Source organism: Nostoc sp. PCC 9305 (genome assembly GCF_963920915.1).
Classification (GTDB): domain Bacteria; phylum Cyanobacteriota; class Cyanobacteriia; order Cyanobacteriales; family Nostocaceae; genus Nostoc.
Map to the genome: position 1 here is coordinate 25,709 of NZ_CAWUDN010000001.1, position 23,068 is coordinate 48,776.

The 23,068-nt window shown below is 40.1% G+C and carries 20 protein-coding genes; 13 read left to right on the plus strand and 7 right to left on the minus strand.

The genetic code is table 11. The features are described from left to right. Nucleotides 1–311 precede the first annotated feature (311 nt). On the minus strand, nucleotides 312–1,061 hold the full coding sequence (locus ACM0OX_RS00120) for a DUF4384 domain-containing protein (RefSeq protein WP_414512052.1): 750 nt from the start codon (nucleotides 1,059–1,061) through the stop codon (nucleotides 312–314). Nucleotides 1,062–1,317: 256 nt separating this feature from the next. Between ACM0OX_RS00120 and cas1 (ACM0OX_RS00125) the strand changes: the two genes are divergently transcribed. From cas1 (ACM0OX_RS00125) to cas6, 9 genes are all read left to right on the plus strand, one after another. Then, entirely contained in the window at nucleotides 1,318–3,339 is a 2,022-nt protein-coding gene (gene cas1, locus ACM0OX_RS00125; protein ID WP_414512054.1) for a CRISPR-associated endonuclease Cas1, read from the plus strand. Nucleotides 3,340–4,070: 731 nt separating this feature from the next. Next, a complete protein-coding gene (locus ACM0OX_RS00130; RefSeq protein WP_414512055.1) occupies nucleotides 4,071–4,472 on the plus strand; it encodes a hypothetical protein in 402 nt (133 codons plus the stop codon). Continuing rightward, a complete protein-coding gene (locus tag ACM0OX_RS00135; protein ID WP_414512057.1) occupies nucleotides 4,472–4,780 on the plus strand; it encodes an HNH endonuclease in 309 nt (102 codons plus the stop codon). Before ACM0OX_RS00130 ends, ACM0OX_RS00135 begins: the two co-directional genes overlap by 1 nt. Beyond that, the gene (gene cas1 / locus ACM0OX_RS00140) at nucleotides 4,737–5,738 is read left to right on the plus strand and encodes a CRISPR-associated endonuclease Cas1 (RefSeq protein ID WP_414512059.1); all 1,002 of its coding nucleotides are present in this window, start codon (nucleotides 4,737–4,739) and stop codon (nucleotides 5,736–5,738) included. The genes ACM0OX_RS00135 and cas1 (ACM0OX_RS00140) overlap by 44 nt, the downstream gene beginning before the upstream one ends. An 81-nt stretch (nucleotides 5,739–5,819) precedes the next feature. After that, entirely contained in the window at nucleotides 5,820–6,098 is a 279-nt protein-coding gene (gene cas2, locus ACM0OX_RS00145; protein ID WP_414512061.1) for a CRISPR-associated endonuclease Cas2, read from the plus strand. 211 nt (nucleotides 6,099–6,309) lie between these two features. Then, nucleotides 6,310–6,564 (plus strand): hypothetical protein, encoded by a 255-nt coding sequence (locus ACM0OX_RS00150; protein WP_414512268.1) that lies wholly within the window; start codon nucleotides 6,310–6,312, stop codon nucleotides 6,562–6,564. A 147-nt stretch (nucleotides 6,565–6,711) separates the two neighbouring features. Further along, nucleotides 6,712–7,017 carry a hypothetical protein gene (locus tag ACM0OX_RS00155; protein WP_181927114.1) on the plus strand — a complete coding sequence of 102 codons (306 nt, stop codon included), beginning with the start codon at nucleotides 6,712–6,714 and terminating at the stop codon, nucleotides 7,015–7,017. Nucleotides 7,018–7,154: 137 nt separating this feature from the next. Then, nucleotides 7,155–7,400, plus strand: a complete 246-nt coding sequence (locus ACM0OX_RS00160) for a hypothetical protein (RefSeq protein WP_414512063.1) — start codon at nucleotides 7,155–7,157, stop codon at nucleotides 7,398–7,400. 297 nt (nucleotides 7,401–7,697) lie between these two features. Next, on the plus strand, nucleotides 7,698–8,813 hold the full coding sequence (gene cas6, locus ACM0OX_RS00165; RefSeq protein ID WP_414512065.1) for a CRISPR-associated endoribonuclease Cas6: 1,116 nt from the start codon (nucleotides 7,698–7,700) through the stop codon (nucleotides 8,811–8,813). 836 nt (nucleotides 8,814–9,649) lie between these two features. On the opposite strand, the gene ACM0OX_RS00170 is transcribed toward cas6, so the two are convergent. Then, complete coding sequence (locus tag ACM0OX_RS00170) at nucleotides 9,650–9,934, minus strand: hypothetical protein (RefSeq protein ID WP_414512066.1); 285 nt, start codon at nucleotides 9,932–9,934, stop codon at nucleotides 9,650–9,652. Between the two features lie 118 nt (nucleotides 9,935–10,052). Between ACM0OX_RS00170 and ACM0OX_RS00175 the strand changes: the two genes are divergently transcribed. The 4 genes from ACM0OX_RS00175 to argJ all read left to right on the plus strand — a co-directional run bounded on the left by ACM0OX_RS00175 (nucleotide 10,053) and on the right by argJ (nucleotide 16,607). After that, nucleotides 10,053–11,168 (plus strand): hypothetical protein, encoded by a 1,116-nt coding sequence (locus ACM0OX_RS00175; protein ID WP_414512068.1) that lies wholly within the window; start codon nucleotides 10,053–10,055, stop codon nucleotides 11,166–11,168. Nucleotides 11,169–11,778: 610 nt separating this feature from the next. Continuing rightward, entirely contained in the window at nucleotides 11,779–13,752 is a 1,974-nt protein-coding gene (locus ACM0OX_RS00180; protein WP_414512069.1) for a PAS domain S-box protein, read from the plus strand. Nucleotides 13,753–13,770: 18 nt separating this feature from the next. Continuing rightward, nucleotides 13,771–15,285, plus strand: a complete 1,515-nt coding sequence (locus ACM0OX_RS00185; RefSeq protein WP_414512071.1) for a response regulator — start codon at nucleotides 13,771–13,773, stop codon at nucleotides 15,283–15,285. A gap of 158 nt (nucleotides 15,286–15,443) precedes the next feature. Further along, on the plus strand, nucleotides 15,444–16,607 hold the full coding sequence (gene argJ, locus ACM0OX_RS00190; protein WP_414512073.1) for a bifunctional glutamate N-acetyltransferase/amino-acid acetyltransferase ArgJ: 1,164 nt from the start codon (nucleotides 15,444–15,446) through the stop codon (nucleotides 16,605–16,607). Between the two features lie 230 nt (nucleotides 16,608–16,837). Here the strand turns inward: argJ and ACM0OX_RS00195 are convergent, their stop codons facing one another. The 5 genes from ACM0OX_RS00195 to ACM0OX_RS00215 all read right to left on the minus strand — a co-directional run bounded on the left by ACM0OX_RS00195 (nucleotide 16,838) and on the right by ACM0OX_RS00215 (nucleotide 23,065). After that, the gene (locus tag ACM0OX_RS00195) at nucleotides 16,838–18,019 is read right to left on the minus strand and encodes a sulfate ABC transporter substrate-binding protein (protein WP_414512075.1); all 1,182 of its coding nucleotides are present in this window, start codon (nucleotides 18,017–18,019) and stop codon (nucleotides 16,838–16,840) included. 560 nt (nucleotides 18,020–18,579) lie between these two features. After that, entirely contained in the window at nucleotides 18,580–18,966 is a 387-nt protein-coding gene (locus tag ACM0OX_RS00200; RefSeq protein ID WP_414512077.1) for a hypothetical protein, read from the minus strand. 400 nt (nucleotides 18,967–19,366) lie between these two features. Further along, entirely contained in the window at nucleotides 19,367–21,556 is a 2,190-nt protein-coding gene (locus ACM0OX_RS00205) for a xanthine dehydrogenase family protein molybdopterin-binding subunit (protein ID WP_414512079.1), read from the minus strand. Continuing rightward, entirely contained in the window at nucleotides 21,553–22,530 is a 978-nt protein-coding gene (locus ACM0OX_RS00210) for an FAD binding domain-containing protein (protein WP_414512081.1), read from the minus strand. The genes ACM0OX_RS00205 and ACM0OX_RS00210 overlap by 4 nt, the downstream gene beginning before the upstream one ends. After that, nucleotides 22,517–23,065 (minus strand): (2Fe-2S)-binding protein, encoded by a 549-nt coding sequence (locus tag ACM0OX_RS00215; RefSeq protein ID WP_414512082.1) that lies wholly within the window; start codon nucleotides 23,063–23,065, stop codon nucleotides 22,517–22,519. Before ACM0OX_RS00215 ends, ACM0OX_RS00210 begins: the two co-directional genes overlap by 14 nt. Nucleotides 23,066–23,068: the final 3 nt, after the last annotated feature.

A 23,068-nucleotide genomic window follows, 5' to 3' on the forward strand; every position in this document is an offset into this window, starting at 1 on the left:
TCCAGAGAGGGTTACAGATACCCATTTTCGCGGGGGGTCTAATTTGCCTGTCAATAAGTATAGCTTATTGACAATTAGACACAGACTTAGGTATCTCAAACTCATACTCAGCAAGCTTTTCGCGGGGGTCAACGAAATCATAAGGGTTTCAGGGATCGCTCTACCCCCGCGAAAAACTTACGTATGAAAAGTAAAACTAAGCACTTTTACTTTTATTTTGAAACTTGATATTAAGTTTTCAAGGTTCTGTGGCTATGAGCAGTAGTATAACAAACTACTTGAAGTTTTGAACGCCTAAACTATTAACTTTTTTATCGTGCAATAACCATGTAATCTGTATACCAAAGTTGATAGTCTCCGCGTTCGGTCACATATTTTAGTAACTCTATAAGATGACTTGCTTCTAGTTTCAAAACCTCATCATTCTCTTGCCGTAACCAGTCTAATGCAGGTACTTCCTTGGTAAGGACTGCGATAATTTCCTCCTTACCTGGTTCGCCTTCTATTGGGAAAGACGTTATTGGCGAACCTTCTTGAGGCAGAGTTGTCTTACCTGTATTCAACTGCGGCTGGGGAGCAAAACACGAAGGACAAAAACACCAAAGTTGTCCAGATGTATCTTTTTGCAATAGTAGTAAATATCCAGGAGTCTCTAAGTTGACTTCAAAACGAATAAAACTACCTACCTGCACTGACTTTTCATAACGGCTCGGTAAATTCTTCCCCCAACCTAGTGTTTCCTCTTTTACTAAGACTAGCCCCATTTGTTCAGTAGGAGAGCTTAATAATTGAAGTTGTTGCCAAAGGTTATCAAGGGATGTGAGTTCTTGGGGTTCGGCTTCTTCACCAAATGCAGCAATATCTTGCCAGTCTAAGCCCAGAAAAACGCACATCTCTTGAAAATTTGTGCGATATATCGGTTTACTGTTGAGGAAATTATTAACAGTTGTGTAACCTAATCCTACCTCCATAGCAAAATCTGTTTGAGTTAAATTTCTGGCTTTTAAGGCTTTTCTTGCCAGCTTCACACCTTCATCTGATGCAACCAGAGTCCTGCTCATAATAAGTCAAAAGGTAAAAGAATTTTACATAAGTCATATACGAACTCATATACAAGAGTCAATAACTCATATATGGCACTGCAACAATTAAATCAAAGGTACTGCAAGGGATTCGACACTAAAACACATATTACATTTTTAGTCCGTTTTAACGGAGTTTCGCTACTCGCCCTTGGGATTTATCATCCCAAGTAGGTTGAAAGCGTGTCCATAATCTTTCTTTTACCTTTTACCTTTTTACTTTTTACTTTTGATTATGTTCACCAAAGAACACCTCAATTTCGCATGGCTACAAGTTCGTGCGGGAAGTAAAACTGCGGGGATTGATGGTATTTCTGTTGACTTATTCGAGTCAATGGCTACCGAACAATTACAGAAGCTCGAATATCAACTACACCACGAAACTTACACTCCAAGCCCTGCTAAAGGGTTTTACATACCCAAGAAAAACGGCAGTAAGCGCTTAATTGGTGTCCCTACCGTGCGGGATAGAATTATCCAGCGTTTACTACTCGATGAATTGTATTTTCCCTTAGAAGATACGTTTCTTGATTGCAGCTATGCCTATCGTCCTGGACACAGTATTCACCAAGCAGTACAACATTTATATGGATACTATCAGTATCAACCCAAATGGATTATCAAAGCCGATATTGCTGATTTTTTTGACAATCTTTCTTGGGCATTATTGTTAACTGCATTGGAGGAATTATCACTTGAACCAATAGTATTACAGTTACTAGAACAGCAGTTGAAGTCAGGAATTATCGTCGCTGGACAATATCGTAATTTTGGTAAAGGAGTATTACAAGGTGGGGGACTTTCTGGTGCTTTAGCAAATTTATACCTGACTAATTTTGATAGAAAATGTCTCAGTCAAGGTATTAATTTAGTGCGATACGGGGATGATTTTGTCATCGCCTGTAAGAGTTGGCAAGAAGCAAACCGTATCCTTGACAAAATTACTGCTTGGTTAGGAGAAGTTTATTTAACTCTACAACCAGAGAAGACACAGATTTTTACGCCCAATGATGAGTTTACTTTTTTAGGTTATCGCTTTGCTGGCGGTGAAGTTTATGCACCACCACCACCCAAACCTGTACTCCCTGGGGAATGGGTAATTAATGATTCAGGTACACCTTATTTTCGCAGGAAACCAAGACCAGCGAAACCAGTTTCTCATCCTCCTAAAGCTTGCAGTATTGACAAGCCGATCAATTTTCCGAGAGCATCAATTTCTCATTATTGGCAGGAAACCATGACTACTTTATATATAACCGACCAAGGTGCTTATTTGAGCGTAAAAAATCAACAATTTCAAGTTTATTATCAAGGTGAATTGCGGATTAAAGTTCCAGTTAGTCGAGTCAGTAATGTTGTGCTGTTTGGTTGTTGTAATGTATCACATGGTGCAGTGAGTATGGCGTTGCGGCGACGGATTTCAATGATGTATTTGTCGCAAAAAGGTCGGTATTTTGGCAGGTTGCAAACAGAAGGTGATGCTAAAGTTGAATATTTGATGTTACAGGTTGAGCGTTGTCAAAATCCAGAGTTTACCAGAAAGCAAGCTGAAGCGATAGTTCGGGCAAAGTTGCATAATTCACGTATATTATTGATGCGGTTAAACCGTCGTCAAAAATCTAAAAATGTAGATGAAACAATCATCAAAAAGGCATCTAATGAATTAGAAATTTTGATGAGCAAACTACCTTTTGCAGATAATCTGGATATGCTGCGGGGATATGAAGGAAGGGCGGCGACAATTTATTTTCAAGCACTGGGAAGTTTATTTTCTGGTTCGTTTACGTTTGAAAAGCGCACCAAGCGTCCACCCACTGACCCCATTAATAGTATGCTCAGTTTGGGGTACACTCTATTAAGCCAAAATGTTTATTCGTTCATCCAATCTGTAGGATTGCATACTCATTTTGGGAATTTACACGTTCCCCGTGACAATCATCCAGCACTAGTTTCTGATTTGATGGAAGAATGGAGGGCTGGTTTGGTCGATTCTTTAGCAGTTTATTTAGTCAATTCAGAAGTTTTTACAATTGATGATTTTACGTTACCCGACGAACGAGAAGGTGTGTATTTTCAAGCTCACGCACTCAAGAAGTTTCTGAAACATTGGGAAGAGAAATTGCAATCAGAAATGACGCACCCTCATACTGGACAAAAAGTAGCATACCGTCGCGCTCTTGAGTTGCAGGTACGGGAATATATCTCATGCTTGAAGGGTGAAGTGGAAGTTTACCGACCGATGATTTGGGAGAAATAAACTGTTCCACAAATAACCTTGCACAACCAGGGCGGTAGTAGAGAAAACTTATATTAAGTTCGTGTTTGATGCTGTGAAAAGTCAGAGTACTTTGTGATACTATCTGAAACAACAGACAGAACCTTGAAAACTTAATCTAACGTTTCCAAGTGAATCTCAAAGTACTTGTTTTTACTTTGTGTACGTAAATTTTTCGCGGGGGTCAGGCGATCGCCAAAAGCCTTATTCTTTCGTTGACCCCCGCGAAAAGCTTTCTGAGTAAGCTTTTGAGAAGGGTCTACTAGGACTAAATTCTCAATAAATGTAGCTTATTGACAAGTAAATTAGACCCCCCGCGAAAATGGGTATCTGTAACCCTGTCTGCATAAGGCTTCTAAATGGGCAGGGTTTTAATTCCTTTACCCCTCACGGGGATGGAAACTTTTAAAACAGCGCGAGAATTTATCGGATCGGGGTTTTAATTCCTTTACCCCTCACGGGGATGGAAACGAAGTATTACAGTTACAACGCGTTCGCCGTAAACTGGTTTTAATTCCTTTACCCCTCACGGGGATGGAAACGTTCCTAACTGTTTTAAGTCTAGCAGTTCTTTGATGGATTGATGTTTTAATTCCTTTACCCCTCACGGGGATGGAAACCTCTTTGTTTGAGAGGATGGAGTGCGATCGCATAATAGAAAGCAGGACAAGATGGTTATAATCTAAGCTAGAAGCAAACGAGGTCAGGTAATAATGGCTGTACCTACAGAAATTCGTAAAAGAGCGATCGCTTTACTCGAACAATTACCAAGAGAATCTTTAGTAAAGGCTGTCGAATTTTTAGAAGCCCTTTCTCACGAAGCTTTACAGGTATCAGAAACACCAAACCCTCAAATCAGCGAAGCTGCTTTGCTTCAAATTATTCAACACCGTCTGTCTCCCGAAGAACAAGATAGATTGGCTTATCTGCGTCAACAAAATGAGATTGGAGTAATTACAGACACAGAGCATCAAGAGCTACTAATGTATGTTGAACGCGTCGAGCAACAAGATGCTGAACGTGCAGAAGCATTGATAAAACTAGCTCAACTTCGTCAGACTGATTTGAAAGTGCTGATTAACGAGTTCTTGCCTAAACACAGCAACATCGCCTAATGTCAGAGCGAACCCCAGAACCAATGAGGCGTATTGTTGCTGCTCGTGCCCGCAGTTACTGTGAGTATTGTCGTTGTTGGGAGCAATTTGCCACCGAGAGTTTTACCGTTGAGCATATAAAACCCCGACAAGCAGGTGGAGAAACAGTTTTAGAAAATCTTGCTTGGAGTTGCTTTGGCTGCAATGGTCATAAACATACCAAAACACAGGCAAGAGATCCAGAAACGGGACGTAACATTCCAAATTCAACACCATTATTTAAAGGTGTTTCATCAACAAAATCAACGTATCTGTATTCCCATTCGTAATCTCAGCCAGTTCATCATCTTTGGTAATATCACTTTACCAAAACAAGTCATTCAAATCGTTCATTCACATCAGATTCCCGTCTTATATCTAACCCAAACTGGTGAATATTTAGGACGGGTAGAAAATCCATCTCAACTACAAGCAAAATATCTTACCTATCAACGTAGACGCGCACGCGATACTGAATTTAACCGCGCTACAGCAGAAAGTATTACCTGGGTAAAATTGCACAATCAGCATACTTTTTTGCAAAGCTGGACTCGCCACCACGCTAATCACACAACTCAACGCGCATTAAATTACCTGACGCTATTGATGGACAACTTACCAATAGCACCAGGAATTGACGAACTGCACGAATACAGCGAAGAAGCTGATAATATTTATTACTGCGCTGTTGCTTCTCTACTCACCTTCTACAACGAATGTCCGCGTACAACTGCAAAGCGCATTAGCCAACTAATAAACCTGGGAAATCAACTGCTGCATCAATATATTTACACACTGCTGAACACCGCAGGACTTAATCCAGACTACGCAATTTTACACTGCAATGGTAATCACGAACTGCCCTTAGCATGGGACTTTACCGCAGAATTTCGCGCACCTATTGTCGATGACTTGGTGTTAAATTTTGTCCGCAACTTGACTAACACCAATGGTAATGGAAATGGGAACGGGAAAAGCCAGTCACGCAATCTTTTGCAAAAGTTTCTCCAATATTGGGAAGCAAAATTGCGAACTTTTGTACTGCATCCTTACGCTGGAGAAGTAAGTTATCGTCAATGTATCGACTTACAAGTACGAGAATATCTTGCATCTTTACTGGGAGATGTAGAATTTTACCGTCCCTTAGCGTTGAAGTTTCGTCCAGCAAGTGAAGTAAAAAGTAAAAACTTAAAAGGCAAAAGAGAAGAGGAAGAAGTAAAAAGTCAAAGGTTAAAAGTCAAAAGTTAAAAGAGAATCCATGTGAAGGAATTTCGGTAGTAATCTACACATTTCTTCTTTCTTCTTTCTTTTTACTTTTTACTTCCTCTGATGTTTTATTTAGTTTGCTACGACATCGTGAGCGATACCCGTCGCAATAAAGTGGCAAAACTTCTAGAAGCTTATGGTTTGCGGGTGCAAAAATCGGTTTTCGAGTGCGTGTTGGATGAAAAGCAGTATGACAACCTATCCAAATACCTCTTCCGACTCGTTAACAAACGGGAAGACCAAGTTAGATTCTACCCCATGTCTGCACACAATCGTTGCAAGGTCGCAGTTTTAGGAACGCAACCTGAGTTTGTAGTAGACGACGCTGCGTTTATAGTTTAGATCGCGCAACATCTGACAAAGTATTATCCACACAAATTATCACAAAATGAACGCTTGGAAAAAAGCACGCGCTCCACCAAACAAGTAAAAAGTTAAAAGTCAAAAGTCAAAAGAAATACTGAATAAGACAAGACATAAGGGCAGTAATTCGTTACATATTCTTGATTGCTTTCTCTCTTTCTTTTTCCTTTTAGCTTTTTACTTTTTACTGATTTTGTTCCGTTTGATTTTCGCTGAAAAAGCCCAAAAACAACTTGATTCATTATTTCCAAAAGACCGCAAGCAATACGATAAAGCTTTTGAATGTTTCGCTAATAAGGGGGCTACATATCGCAGCTTAAGAACCCATCGATATCGTTGCAAAGATGGCGAACTCTGGAGTTCTTCTGCATCAATGGCGAAACGGTTTTACTGGTGTTATATGGAGGATATGAGCATCATCATTACCCATTTAGATTCACACTAATCAAGGTCAGGAGTCAGAATTCAGGAGAACATTTGATTAATGAATATATCAATTATACTAGACTCCTGATAAATTCTGACTTTTGACAATTCCTTGAAATTGCTGTTTTTAAGTGTATTTTGTCTGGCAAATTTTAACTTGTTTATCATGTCTAATATTCGTCGAATCACCACACGCGAACGACATCTGATTTTACTCTATAGCAATTGGGAGTTTAGCATGACACCAACACAATTTTATGCTAAATGGGCTGTAAGTTATGAACTAATTGCCTTAATATGTTCCCGTTCGGATTCAACAGTTCGAGGCTGGTTTAGAAATGGTTCTAATCGACGCTATCCCACCCATAATGATTTACTCCATCTGGCTTTGATGGATTTTTTTCTCGAACATTTCGAGGAGATTCCCGAACAGGTTTTGGACTGGTTGCACCTTAACCATCTTGAATCATAGCCGATAAAAGTTCACAAATTAAGTAATTTGTCAATAGCATCTTGCTCTGTCTTAGCAAATACTCATAGCCTACGGTAATGATAGTCATTTCAAAGCTGAGTTTTTGAGTATTTCACAGCATTTGTAAGGTGGTTATTATGACCTATTTTCAGCAACTGCATCCGTGGTGCATTATTCGCGTTTTATCTAACGAACAACTGTTGGATAATGCTGGCGTGAATTCTGGTGTTCAACAGTCTAATCTTGTTGCACGGTTTCGCCGCCGTAATGATGCAGTTGCTTATTTACAAGTGTTGCAACATTCAATCAAAAATATCAAATTCTTGATTATTTTTGATGTGCAAGGAGTGCAAAAATTACCTGATAATGAAGCTTTGAGTTGATTGACTTTATCTAAACACCTGCGTCTTTGTTAATATCAGTTATCCTGATTATTGCTAGAAATTATATTCTCCCAAGTCCTTTGACCGGGACAGTCGAGGGTAATTGTGATAAAGCAAGACTTGGTTAGCTGGTATGACAATAATATTATTTATCCCTAGCGATCGCTCAAACAGTTTGCTGGGGATTTTATTTTGTCTCTGATTTGACCCCATATTGCAGTAGCACGATTCACAGTTTTATCCCCTCCTGGGGATGAAAACAAGATAAAATATAGAAACTGTGGCTCAAATGATACTATGCCTCGACGCTCTCAAAAAAAGCCAAATATCCCTCCATCTGCGCTGATATGGCCGCCGGACACAGAGTTAATCGACTTAGAATTTGAGTTAGTCCCTGCAAAAGATTGTGACCTCTTCCCTCAGTACACTATTGGACTACACGCCTGGTTTCTCCAACAAGTGCGTTCCACAGACTCAGAACTTTCTGCTTACCTCCATGATGGAGAGTCAGAGAAACCGTTTACTATCTCAGCTTTAAATGGAGAGATTACCAGTAGCGGTAGACAAATACAATTATCTGCAAACACCTCCTATCGTTGGTATGTCACAGCTTTATCTAATCGAGTGCAACAGTGGATGGCGCAATGGGTAGAAAATTTGCCAGAGGTGCTGGAATTAAAAAATGCCCCTTTGCAGATTCGTTCTGTCAAAATTGCCCATCCTCCTACGACTTATATGCAACTGCTAGAATCTGAGCTTAATGAAACTTTCGCTCTAAAATTTCTCAGTCCTACAAGTTTTCGCCGTAAAGGTCATCACTTTCCCTTACCAGTACCAGTAAATGTATTTCATAGCTACCTGCGGCGCTGGAATGACTTTTCGGGGATGTCTGTTGACCAGGATGATTTTCTGGCTTGGGTAGATGATTATATATTGATTACTCGTTGCCAACTAACAACCGCGAAGGTATTGGCGGGGAAGAAAGGCGCAGTCACAGGATTCACTGGGGCGATTGAGTTGAGTTTAGCTAAAAATGCAGCCAAACAGCCAGAATTTGGGCAGTTATTTTCTGCTTTAGGAAAACTTGCACCTTACTGCGGTACTGGTCACAAAACTACCTTTGGCTTGGGACAAACACGTTTGGGTTGGTCATCTCAAGTTGTCCAAGATATACCTGATGTGCAAACTGTCTTGGCGAAACGCATTGAAGATTTAACACAGATTTTTAAAGCACGACGCAAACGGACGGGTGGCGATCGCGCAGATGAAATAGCCTCAAAATGGGCGACAATCTTAGCACGGCGGGAAATGGGCGAGTCATTGCAGGTGGTGGCAGAAGATTTAGAGATGCCTTATGAAACGGTGAAGACTTATGTCAAGTTGGCACGACGCGCTTTGAAGAGTCAGGAGTAGTTTGGTATACTCTTGTTTAAGATAATCGGAACCTTGAAAAATTAATATTGCGTTTCTTGGTGAAAGTTAAAGTGTTGGTTTTTACCCCATACACGTAAATTTTTCGCGGGGGTATGCCAATTCTTGAAACCCTTATGATTTCGTTGACCCCCGCGAATCGCTTACTGAGTAAGACTTTGAGATGCCTGTATTAGTGGTTGATTGTCATTAAAATTGCTTATTGACAGCAAAATTAGACCCCCCGCTAAAATGGCAATTTCAAACCCAGTCATAGTAAGTGTTCTAGAAGGGTAGCGTTTTAAAATCATTACCCCTCACGGGGATGGAAACTCGGGAGTTAAATTTTCTACAGAAAAACTTCCGCTTAGTTTTAAAATCATTACCCCTCACGGGGATGGAAACTCCTTCCCCTTGTTTGGAGAAGTGCTTGAAAAGGGCGGCGGTTTTAAAATCATTACCCCTCACGGGGATGGAAACCCGCTTCGGGATTGGTAGTACCAGCTGCAAGGTTTATGGGAGTTTTCAAATCATTACCCCTCACGGGGATGGAAATACATTCGGGATTTAGTTAAAGTTGGAGTGGATTGTGCGATCGCTTTTAGTTAGAGTTGGATTGATGGAGTAATGCGATCGCACATGATTAAATAAATAATTGCTATAAACAAAATATCTATGGATTGGCTGCCCTCAATTGATTTACCTCACCTGTGGGATTTGGTGATTTCCCAAACTCCAACTCCTATCCCTACATCTTCACCGCTATCAGCCCCGACGAAAAACTTCAATGACATTGAATTATTAAAAAGCCAGTTAGAATTTCTCAAAGCTACAAACGGTCAACTAGGTGAAAGCTTTAACAGGTTTGTTGCAGCGATGCAATTTACCTTAGTAATGCGGCGATATATCTGAACCTTCTCATTGTTAGATAGCGATCGCCAAATTCCCAGGTTATTGCCTACCTGAATAATCTCCTCAACAGTCTTGTCCTCAAGGTGCTTAGACTGAAAAAAATTAGTTTCCTCTTCAATCTGGCGTTGTAGTTCTGCTTTAAGATCCTCTGCACCAGGGTTAAATCCAGGAAACTGCTCTAAGAACGCCAGTTGTGCTTCTAGCTTCTGCAAACGCTCAGTTTTAAAGGGAACTACATCAGTTATCTTATTATTCTCCTGACTAAGATGATGAGATTTCTCCAGTTCCCTTCAAAACCTGTACAAGCAGCAGAAGGAGCAGAATATTCAGTTGCAGCAACGATTGGATGAGATGGAATCGCTACGGCAGTTGGAGGCTGAGAATCAACAACTCAAGCAGCGCATTCAAGATTTGGAAAACGCCGTACAGGAACGCCCTCAAGAGCAGTGGGGGAATACCATGACGCAGCAGGCAAGCAAAGCGTTGAATAAGCAGGTAAAGCTTGCACTAGAGAAAACTATTGATTTGCGATCGCTAGCTGTTGAACCACCAAAAGAAAATGCCCAAGAATGTCTGCGCCTAATGGGGATGGCGTTGAAGAATCTCGCCAGCGCCATGAACAATACCCAAGCCCTGGAAGCTGCGGCGATAATTCTGGGGAGTGAGGCGACACCACAAGCAATCGCATATCGAGCCGAGCAATTGTCAATGTTGCCCCAGGCAGTTAGTGACATTAGAGCAGTGGTAGCTAAACCGGGTTGTAGCTGGGAAGAGTTTTGGAATGTTGCCCAAGAATACGAGGTGATTAAACAGGACTACTGGGTAGAATTAACCAGCGAGGAAACAAAATTAATTACTGCCCTAGAAATCGCTTCTTCTCAACCTGACACAATTGGCGTTGGTTGTATTGTTGCTCATGCTGATCCATACCGCACTTTGTATGTGGAACGAGGCGAAGTGATTCAGGATTTGGGAGAAGAACTAACTAGTGGTTGCATGGGATCACTGGCAGAACGAATCCAAGAAAGAGACTGTCTTGAAGACATTTTTTCCGCCGCGCCCGTTGCTGAAAATGAATTTTCTTCAACTCAAGCGATCCCAAATCAAAAAATAGAACCGAGTCGTCCCTCTGCTGAGTTGAAGGTTGAAAACTCGGTTTCTCGTGATGAAGACAAAGCAAATCATGAAGGTGATTGTTCTGCCACAGATGCCCCCAGTGCTGAAAAATGGTCACATGAAGCGATTGTTGCAAGGGTAAATGCACGACCAGAGCGAATGCAGAAACTGAAAATGGCGGGAAATTCGGGGCAGAATCTGGGGTTTGATTTCTTGTACGAGTGTTGGGATGATCCGGCGTTGCAGATTGTGATCAAGAAATTGTTAGTAAAGTATCCGCAGTGGAAGATTGCGATAGTGGATAGGGAGTTGGTTAATTGGGAGGGGTAACGCGATGGCTACGTTTCGCCCGCTTTAAGTCTGAATGACTTGTGTGCTGATGTAGCGATCGCTCTACGACAGCCTATTGAACGTATCTCCCTAGAAATGGTATTTCGCAGTTTATATTTTTTTCACCGCGCACTTTTACTTAACTCTAAGTTACAACTTATCCCTTGGCTTGTCGAACATTATGACAGATTAATAGTGCTGACCTACCCTGCAAATACACGTATGCAGCTAGATTATAATTAGATTATTATATAACCGAAAAATTACTGTGTTTTTTGAAGTTTTTATATATGTAAATGGTTGATTTCAGAAAAAATACGGTAACAATAACCAAAGCGATCGCGGTATTTTAATTTTAATAAATCTTATATTATTCAGATTAAAAAACTCAGAAAAGATGACGAACACAGAATATAGAAGCTCAAGCTAATAATCGATCTAGCCTAAAACTAGTACGGTAAAACTCTGACAAATGCCAAACATAGTTCTCCTTGAGAATATGAGAGCCATTCTCTAGGTGTATACGCATCTATAAGAGGTCTGAGGTTAAAAACCTCTTCTTTCGCACTTCAGGCTTTAGTGAAGATTTGTGCAATGTGTAGGTTTTATAATGGAATTTTTAAATAATTTTTTCTCTACTAGCCAATTTATTCCCCACGGACATTGCTACCTCTGGAAACCAGGATTGGTGTGGTTGCATCTGATTTCAGATGTGTTAACTGGACTTGCTTATTATTCAATTCCAGTGATGTTGGTTTATTTTGTTCGTAAACGGCGAGATATGCCTTTCGGCTGGATATTCCTAATGTTTGGTACATTCATAGTTGCTTGTGGCACAACTCATTTAATGGATATATGGACGCTTTGGTATCCTACCTATTGGCTATCAGGGTTAATCAAAGCTATCACCGCTTTTGTCTCCGTATTAACGGCTATAGAGCTTGTGCCATTAATGCCACAGGTGCTAGCTCTACCGAGTCCTGCCCAACTTGAGGCTGCAAACTACCAACTAGCAAAAGAAATTGCTGAACGCATAAGGACTGAGGAGGTGTTGAGGGAAAGCGAACAACGCTGGCAATTAGCTTTGCGAGGCAATAATGATGGAATTTGGGACTGGAATGTTAAAACCAATGAAGTTTTCTTCTCGGCTCGCTGGAAAGAAATGCTCGGTTACGAAAACCACGAAATTTCTAACTATTTGGATGAATGCTTGACACGAGTGCATCCGAACGATGTTGAGTGGGTGAAACAAGCGGTTCAAGATCACTTTGCTCAGAAAACACCGTTTTACATTACTGAGTATCGAGCTTTATGTAAAGATGGTACCTATAAATGGATTTTAGATCGAGGGCAAGCACTGTGGGATGAAGATGGTAATGTAGTACGAATGGCAGGTTCACATACTGACATTACCGATCGCAAGCAAGCAGAGGAGAGACTAAATAGCCTACTTAACCAATTAGAAAGCATGGTTGAGGAAAGAACAGCAGAGTTAACAAGAATCAACGAATCATTACAGACAGAAATTACTGAACGCCAGCGAATAGAAGAAGCATTGCGAGAGAGCGAACAGCGATTTCGGGCTGCATTCCATCAAGCTGCTGTTGGCATTGCCCATGTCGCAATCGATGGAAGCTGGTTGTTAGTTAATCAGAAGCTTTGCGATATTCTTGGTTACACACTCGAAGAACTACAGTTGTTAACTTTCCAAGATATTACTCACCCGGACGATCTTAATACTAACCTGAAATATGTTGAGCAGATTTTAGCAGATAATATTCAAACTTACTCGATGGAAAAGCGCTATTTCCGTAAAGATAATTCCATAGTTTGGGTTAATCTCACTGTGTCTTTAATGCGTGAATCTAGTGGTGAGCCAAAATATTTTATTTCTGTGGTCGAAGACATTAGCGAACGGAAAGCCGCGCAGCGCGAACGCAAGCAGTGGGAGGAGCAAATTAAAGCATCACTATTAGAAAAAGAGGTGTTATTAAAAGAAATTTACCATCGAGTCAAAAATAATTTACAGGTTATTTCCAGTCTGCTCAATCTACAATCTGCCTATATCAAAGATAAAGACGATTTGACAATATTTCAACAAAGCCAGCAGCGGATTGCATCAATGGCTCTCGTTCACGAAAAATTGTATCAATCTCAAGACTTAGCAAGGATTAATTTTGGTGAATATATTCGAGATTTGGTAGCAAGCTTATTTACTGTTTATGAAGTCAATGAAGATGCGATCGCTTTGACAATAAGTACCGAAAATTGTATTTTTCTCGGTTTAGATACAGCAATTCCTTGTAGCCTAATTATCCATGAACTTGTATCTAATTCATTAAAATATGCATTTCCTAAAGATAGTAAGGGTGCAATTAATATTGAAATAAAGAAAATACTTAATAATAATTTAATGCTGATAGTTAGTGATAACGGGATTGGCTTACCACCAAACTTTGATTTTAAAAACATCGCATCATTAGGATGGGAGTTGGTAGATGCTTTAACCCATCAGTTAGCAGGAAAAATCAATATTACAGGCTCTACTGGAGTAGAGTGTCAGGTGACATTTCCTTTACCATAAATAGACAATCAATAAAAGATGACAAACGCAAAAATTTTAGTTGTGGAAGATGAAGCTATTGTTGCCAAAGACTTACAATATCGGCTTAAGAAATTTGGTTACACAGTGCCTGCTATTGCTTCTTCAGGAGAAGAAGCGATCAATATAGCAATAGAAATATCTCCAGATTTAGTACTGATGGATATCAAGCTTAAAGGCTCAATGGATGGAATCGAAGCTGCTGAAGAAATCTATAAGCGTTTGGATATTCCAGTAATTTATTTGACTGCTTATGCAGATGAGAATACATTGGAACGAGCTAAGATAACTGAGCCGTTTGGCTACCTACTGAAACCTTTTAAAGAAAGAGAACTACAAACAAATATTGAAATAACTTTGACTAAGCATGGTTTGGAAAGGCAATTAAAAGTTAATAAAAAATGGCTAGATGCACTTTTAAAAAGTATCAGCGATGGTGTGATTGCTAGTGACTTACAAGATTTAATCACTTTTATGAATCCGGTTGCGGAAAATCTGACTGGATGGAAACAGGAAGAAGCTTGTGGTAGAAATTCCTCAGAGATATTTAATATTGCTAATGGCGAAACTCGTAATCCTATTGAAAGTCCGATTATCAAAGTTCTTCAAGATGGTATTATCGTTCATCTTCCCGCAGAAACAATTCTGATTAATAAAGATGGTGCAGAAATACCAATTGATGACAGTGCTGCACCGATTAAAGATGAAAAAGATAATATTACAGGTGCTGTATTGGTGTTTCGAGATATTACTGAGCGCAAACGAGCGATTGAGGCGCGTCAAAAGCAAATTGAGCAAGAACAACTTGTGGTGCAATGGGAAGAGATAAATCAACTCAAAAATGACTTTTTGAATTTAGTTTCTCACGAACTGCGATCGCCTCTGAGTAATATTAAGATGATGATTCAAATGATACAACTATCTAATAGTACTGAGGATGCTCAACGCTATCTAAAATTAATGGAAAGCGAGTGCGATCGCGAACTAGAATTAGTTAACGATCTACTAGACTTACAACGGCTAGAAAGCTCATCCTATCCAGTTATTACACCTGATGCGTTGCTTTTACAACAGTGGTTACTTTGGATTATCGAGCCGTTTCAAATTCGTGTTCAACAACATCAGCAAACTCTACAACCGAATCTCCCTGCAAATCTCCCGCCGCTATTGTCAGATGGCATTAGTTTAGAACGCATCATAGTAGAATTGCTCAATAATGCCTGTAAATACACACCTGCGGGTGGTGAAATTGTCTTAAGTGTAAGTCACAATTCCTCGGAAGCACCTGCAAAAACAATTATTACTGTCAGTAATTCAGCAGAAATTGCGGTGACAGAGTTACCACGGATATTTGATAAATTTTATCGTCTCCCTAATAGAGATATTTGGAATCAAGGTGGTTCGGGTTTAGGTTTATCTATAGTCCAGAAATTAGTCGAACAATTGCAAGGAAACATTGAAGTAGAAAGTGGCAATGGATGGACTACATTCACTCTTACACTAACTGATTTATAGTACTCGATAAATTAAAAATTGGGTGTTGCATATTTGCGGGATAATTTTGCTAGTTTTGTGGGATGGGCATCTTGCCCGTCCCTTGTATTTCAGGTCTCTCGTGTCGCCCACCCTACAATGATATGAGATAATTAAACCAAATTATTAAATATCGAAAAATGTCATTAACTATATCTTCCACACCTCAAGGTTTTAGTGCATTTATCACTAATTTGGGAATACGAGATACAACTGATGATTTTGTATTTATTAAATCATCAGTTCCTTGTGTTGCAGATGGAGTATTCACTCAAAGTCTTTTTGCTGGGCCAAGTGTTACTATTAGCCGCGATAATTTAAAAGATTCACAAGCACAAGGAATTGTCATTATATCTAAAAATGCAAATGTAGCTAATGGTTCTATTGGCATCGCTGATGCCCAAGATGTTCTGCAATTAGTCGCAACTGAAACTGGAATTGCTGCAAATAATATTGTGATAGCTTCTACAGGTGTAATTGGCAGATGTTACCCTATTGAAAAAATCCGGGCTGGTTTATTGGGATTTGGCAAAAAATTGACTGATGCTGATTTTCATGCCGCCGCTCGTGGTATTATGACCACTGATACAGTAGCGAAACTAGCTACACGGCAAATAGGAAATGCCAAGCTAGTAGGAATTGCCAAAGGTGTTGGCATGATTGAGCCTAATATGGCTACCCTCCTAACTTTCTTTTTTACTGACGCTGCAATTTCTGCAAATAGCCTTCGTTCTATTTTTCGCTCTACTATAGATAAAACCTTTAATTGCTTGAGTGTAGACACTGACACTTCTACTAGTGACTCTGCTGTGATTCTTGCTAATGGAATAGCCGGTGAAGTTTCAGAACCAGATTTTGCTAGGGCATTGCAAGAAGTTGCACAAGAATTAGTGCTGAAAATTGCACGAGATGCAGAAGGTGCTACTAAGATAATTGAGGTAACTGTAGATTCAGCGATTAACTATGCACAAGCTAAAACAGTAGCTAAAGCAATCGTAAATTCCCCATTAGTAAAAACTGCTGTTTATGGAGCAGATCCGAATTGGGGACGAGTTGCTATGGCTATAGGCAAATGTGAAAATGAACAGCAGATAAATCCAGATAAAGTTATTATTAGTTTTGATAATGTGAAAGTTTATCCTAGTAGCTTAACTGAGGGAAATCTAGAACAGTTACGGCAAATTATGTCTAAAGATAAAGTAGATATTCATGTTAGCCTTAATATTGGCGATGCCTCTGCAACTGTATGGGGTTGCGATCTTTCAGAGGGTTATATAGAAATTAATGGTAAATACTCAACTTGATTAGAGGATGTTTTAAAAGTATTGGGTGAATCGAATTTGCTACTACACAAACAAAGTCCACTTGCGTGGACTAAGAAAAATTAAGAGTTTTTAACCTGCATAGGCAGGTTTTGTCTGTGTAGCCGCGACTTCTAGTCGCCAGGGCTAGAGGGCTTTTGATTCATTGCGCTAGGTGTTGAAGAAAGAGCTTAGTGTCTCGTAGATAAGGGCCAATTATTGCCCTTTTAAGCTTAAGTTGACTTTTTCGCTCGAATTTTGTCAAAGATTGTACCTTCATCAAAGAATTTTGCCTGAATCTCGTCCCATCCTCCTAAATCTTCAGCTTTGAAGATAGTTTTAATTTGGGGAAAATTGGCTTCTGTTTCTTTGGCGATCGCAAGGTTTACGGGACGAAATCCCAATTTGGCAAACTCTCGTTGTGAGTCTGGGGTGTAGAGAAATTTGATAAATGCTTCTGCAACCGAGCGAGTACCATGTTTATCAACATTTTTATCGACAACAGCAACAGGATTATCGATGGAGATATTAAGATCGGGTACAATATATGGAAGTTTTTTACCATTTTTGTCCGATACAATCATCTCTTTTTCATAGTTGAGTAAAACGTCACCCTGACCATCTTTGAAGAACAGTTCGCTGGCATTCCGCGCAGTTTTGGGTAACACAGGTGCATTATTATAGACTTTGGAAATAAAGTCTATTGCTTGATTGTCATTTTCGCCAGTATTGATCGCCGAACCCCAGAGATTAAGGAAGTTCCAACGAGCCGCACCAGAAGTTTTGGGGTTAGCTGTAACTATCTTGACACCATCTTTTGCCAAATCTGCCCAAGTTTTGATATTTTTGGGATTACCTTCACGAATAGCGATCGCATCTACAGATTTGGTAACAATTGCATTATTAGGCGCTTCTTTTTCCCAACCTGGTTGAATAAAACCCGCTTCAACAAGTTTATTAATGTCAAGGGCAAGTGACAAATGTACCACATCAGCTTCCTTACCCTCAATAACCGCTGCAAGAGTTTGGGAAGCTGACGCATCATAGCTTTGATTGAAAATGACGTTTTGGTTGTGTTCTTTCTTCCATTGTTTGATAAATTTGGGAATTATCTGCTCGTATGCCGCACTAGTAACTGAGTAAGAAACAAAGGTTAGGGTTACATTAGGCTGAGAAGCTGCGCTAGCATTACCAGTGTAATTGACATTACGTAAAGAGCAAGCAGCTAACAGGATACTCAAACTAATTCCAGCCAAAAATAGAGAGACAATGCTCCACAAAGAATGTCTATAGAACCAACTTTGTATTGGTTGTATGTACCACTGTTTTATAAACTGCAAAGGTTTAACAATACAAGTGGAAACTAATTGAGTCAAATATCTCCTGAGTTGAGGAGTAGGTTGCCACTGGTTCATCAAATTTTTCCTTTGAATCTGTAGTATTTTAAACGAGATCGTGTAAAAAATTATTATAAAACGGTGGTCAAAGAAAAATATTTTTTATAAACCTAAATTTAAACTGGCCAGCGTCTCGTCGTGCATCTGTAACGCCTTGCCAACGAGCTAACCAAAATATCACTATTAAAACCCAGGATACTATTACTATTTCATTAGACCTCTTGCAAAAATATATTTTTGCACTCTTAGGGAAAAGGGAAAAGGTTAAAGGGAAAGGATTTTGAGTTTTTTTCCCCTTTTCCCCTTCCCCTTTACCCCGACTTTTGCAAGAAGTCTATTGACTAGCGATCGCTATTTTGCAGATTATCCAACCATCTCCGAGAAATATTTGCGAGGAAAGTATCAAACAAGACTGTGCAGGTAAGTCGAGGGTATTGAGTTCTAGTTTAAAAAAGTAGAAATATGACGAATGGGAAATCTAGCTTATTACAAAAAGGGGAGCCAAGGCTGCCTTTGGCAGCACTGACTCCCCACTCTATAAAATTATTATCATTCTTTTACAATGAGTATTTTATTTATTAGAAAGACACCGGACTAATTGCGGAGGCAAAAACGGCTCCACTACCAATAACTACTGTATCTCCTTCCAGACGAAAACTTACTACGTCTGTTGAAGAGAGTTTCCTAGATAATGTTGGTTGAAATTGGCTTCTTGAAGAACTATATAAAATATATTCTCCTTGATAATCACCGCTTTCTTGAGGTTGTAAAACTTGACGTTCCGGCTGTACAAACTGTCCAAAAGTATAAAAACTTTTTGTACTTCCTGAATCATTGTTAACTGTAAAGCCTCCAATAACTTCATAGGCTTCATCGGAGCTTAATTCAGATAAATAATTTTCCTCAAGGTCATTCAACCTAATAGAAAAAGAATTTTTTCCTATTTTAGGATTTGTTTTTAGCATGATGATTTTCCAAAAATAATTCAGCTTAATAGTTAGTCTCTTAAACTATCATCATTTTGTCAAGCATGTTAATGCTATTTAATGACTCTGAAAAGAGAATAATCAAGGCGACTAGAAGTCGCAGCTACACAGTAAAAGCCCGTTTACGCTGACTAATAAATTTTATTTGAGGAGAGTAATAAAATAGGGTCGGTAGAGTGCATGATGCGGCTTTTGAAGTAACAGATGTGATACTTTTAATGATCTTTCATTCTGGTGAAGCTGTCACCTTGGTTAATATTGGTTAACTCTTCCAAAGTACAAATCGACCAACTGAAGGTATTATTAATTTGCAGCAATTTCTTCAAATCGCCTCATTAATACCATTTAGCACTAAAGCCCAAACTCCAAATCTATTCACTCACAGTAACTTATCTGGCGTAATTGGCAGATCGCGAATCCGCTTACCTGTGGCATGATAAACTGCATTAGATATGGCGGCGGCTACCCCAACAATCGGAAGTTCCCCTAAGCTTTTGGTTCCTAATGCATTTACATAAGGATCGTGTTCCTCAACAAATTGCACTTCCATATTGGGGATATCTGCATGAACGGGAATTAGGTAATCGGAAAGATTAGCACCAACTATTCTGCCCTGATTAGCATCCATGACAGTTTTCTCCATCAGCGCCATACCAATTCCCCAGGTAATTCCGCCGATAACTTGACTCCGCGCTGTCTTGAAGTTGAGAATTCGCCCTGCATCATAAACGCCTACGCAACGTCTAACTTTGATTTCTCCTAACAATTCATCAACTGCAACTTCAACAAATATTGCCCCAAATGAGTGTTTGGCATATTCTTTGCTCTCTGGGTTGAGTGAGGATTGCTCTGTAACTTCTAAACTTTCTAATCCATGACGGCGGAGAATATCAGTGTAACTGTCTCGCTTCGATGGGTCTTGTTTTGAAAATATTTGCCCTGACTCAACGGTAATATCTTTTGCTTGCAATCCATAAAGCAAAGAATTTGCATCTCCGATCGCCATTTTAATCATCTTATCCCGTGCAGCGATCGCAGTTTGATGCACCGCCGGGGAAACACTCCCAACGGTAATTGAGTTCCCTGTAATTGGGGCTTTCGGAAAATTAGTATCACCTAATTCAAACTGCACTGGTAATCCCAATACTTCAGCAGCTACCTGCGTCATCACTGTATAAGTACCAGTCCCGATGTCTTGAGTACCGCTTTGTACTTTCACTTCTCCAGTGGCAAAAATTTCTACCTTGACTGATGCAGTTCTAGCATTGGTGGGAAATGTCGCACTTGCCATTCCCCAACCAATCAGGAAATAATTGTCTCGCATGGAACGGGGAACTGGATTGCGTTGTGCCCATCCAAAAATTTCTGCCCCTTTTTGATAACATTCTTTCAGGGATTTACTTGACCAAGGTAATCCTTTGTGAGGATCGATATCTGCATGATTTCTCAGTCTTAGTTCAATTGGATCGATATTTAAGGTGTATGCCAATTCATCCATTGCCGTTTCTAAGGCAAACATTCCCGGCGCTTCTCCTGGCCCTCGCATAAAGGTTGGTGTGCCGCTGTTGATGCGTCCCAAACGGTATTTAATTTCCAAATTGGCACAGGCGTACATCATCGTTGTTGCTGCACCCACAGGTTCGGCAAAGTCATCAAACACGGAAGTTAAAGAAGTCCCAATTTGCTCGATCAAGGTTAGTTTACCTTCCTTGGTTGCACCTAACGTTAGCTGCTGGTGAGTTTCAGAACGGTGGCCGCAAGCTGTGTACATTTGCGATCGCGTTAACACTACTTTTACAGGGCGTTTTACTTGACGAGCTGCGATCGCTGCTAAAATCGTATGCGATCGCAGCAGCGCCTTACAACCAAATCCGCCGCCTAAATATTTGGAGATGACGCGGACATTTTCTTCGGGAATATTCAAAATAGATGCGATTCGGTTTTGGGTTGCAGAAACGCCTTGAGTGGTTTCATAGAGCGTCAAGTTATCCCCCTCCCACATTGCGATCGTTGCAGAAGGTTCTAGGGGATTATGATGTTCTATTGGCGTAGTATAAACTTGCTCTACCAAGACATCTGCCTGTACTTTCCCCGATTCAACATCTCCTCTGGTGATTTTAGCTGGTATCGTGCCAAAAAATATTGATTCGGGTTCAAATATCTCTGTATGTGCCATTGTGACTGTCGGGATGGCTTCTTCGTAGATAATTTTTATCCTAGAGGCAGCAGTTTCGGCTTGTTCTAAAGTTTGGGCAATTACAATCCCCAGATGTTGACCATCGTAGTAGATATTATGGTCTTTTTCAGTTGACTGAGGTTGTGGAGGGCCAAAGAAGGGTATTTTTACCAGAGATGGGGTTTGTTGGTAAGTAATGATATCTATTACACCAGGGGCAACTGCGGCTGCCGTTATGTCTATTTGGATAATTTTACCGCTGGCGATCGCGCTTTGAAAAATCACTCCATAAGTTAAATTTTCGATTGGCACATCGGCTGTGTAAGGTGCTTCTCCCGTTACTTTCAGCCTACCATCAACGCGATCGAGTGGTTTCCCAATAATTTTATTCATAATTTTTCTGCCACAACTGAGAGTGCGCGGATCAAAGCGCGTTTGACTAATTCAATTTTGAATTCATTGTGTGTTTGCGGTTTTGCTTCTTTGACGGCTGCTGCTGCTGCGGCTGTAAAGATATCTTCGTTAGTTGCTTTCCCTTTGAGAAATTCCTCAGCATCCCTTGCACGCCAAGGTTTAGGTGCTACTCCCCCAAAAGCGATACGTGCTGATTTTATCGTGTCTTGTTCTATATCTAAAGCAACAGCTACGGAAACGAGAGCAAATTCGTAAGAAGCACGATCTCTTACTTTTAAATAATGGGACTTATATGCAAAATCTGCAACTTCAATAGCAACAATTAATTCTCCAGGCTGTAATAGAGTTTCTTTGGCTGGTGTCTCACCTGGTAAAAGATAAAAATCATGAATTGAAATTCGCTGTGATTGTTCTATTCCTTGGATGCAAATCACTGCATCTAATGCCGTCAAAGCTACAGCTAAATCGGAAGGATGAACGGCAATACAATGTTCGCTTGCTCCGAAAATGGAATGCATTCGATTGTAACCTGTAATTGCCGAACAACCAATACCGGGAGTGCGTTTATTACAAGGAAAAACCGGATCGCGAAAATAACCACAGCGGACTCGTTGCAGTAAATTCCCACCCACTGTTGCCATATTTCGCAGTTGCGGCGAAGCGCTTTGTAATAAAGCTTGGCTAATTACGGGATAACATTCCTGAATTTGGGGATGAAAAGCCACATCACTCATTCGAGAAATCGCACCAATACGGATTCCATTCGGTTGAGATTCAATATCTGCTAAGGGCAAACTATTAATATCAATTAATATATTCGCTGTTTGAACTCCATCCTTCATTAACCCCAGTAAATCTGTGCCACCAGCAATAAATGCAGCAGTTTTATCTTGCTCAACTGTGGCGATCGCCACTTCTTCTGAGGTGACTTTAGCATAACTAAATGGCTGCATCTTCTTTTTCCTCTAGCACATCTCGAATCGCCGCAATAATATTTGGATATGCTCCACAACGGCAAAGGTTTCCACTCATGTTTTCTCGAATTTCTGCTTCAGATTTTGGTAATTCTTCTAATATCATCCCTACGGCTGAGATAATTTGACCTGATGTACAGTAGCCACATTGAAAAGCATCATGGGAAATAAAGGCTGTTTGCATAGGATGGAGTTTACCATCTTGTGCTAATCCCTCAATTGTGGTAATTTCAGCACCGATGTGCATGATTGCTAGAGTCATACAAGAGTTAATTCGCCGATTATTAACTAATACAGTACATGCACCACATTCACCGCGATCGCAAGCTTTTTTAGTGCCCATCAAACCCAGCTTTTCTCGAAGTGCATCTAGTAATGTAACACGAGGTTCTATCTTCAAGGAGTAAGATGTATTATTAACATTCAGTGATAATTCTACTTCCTCTGAACCGAATATTTTTACTTCCTGAGTAAGTGAATCTGAAGTTCTTGAAGCTAAGGAATTTTCTTCCATGTC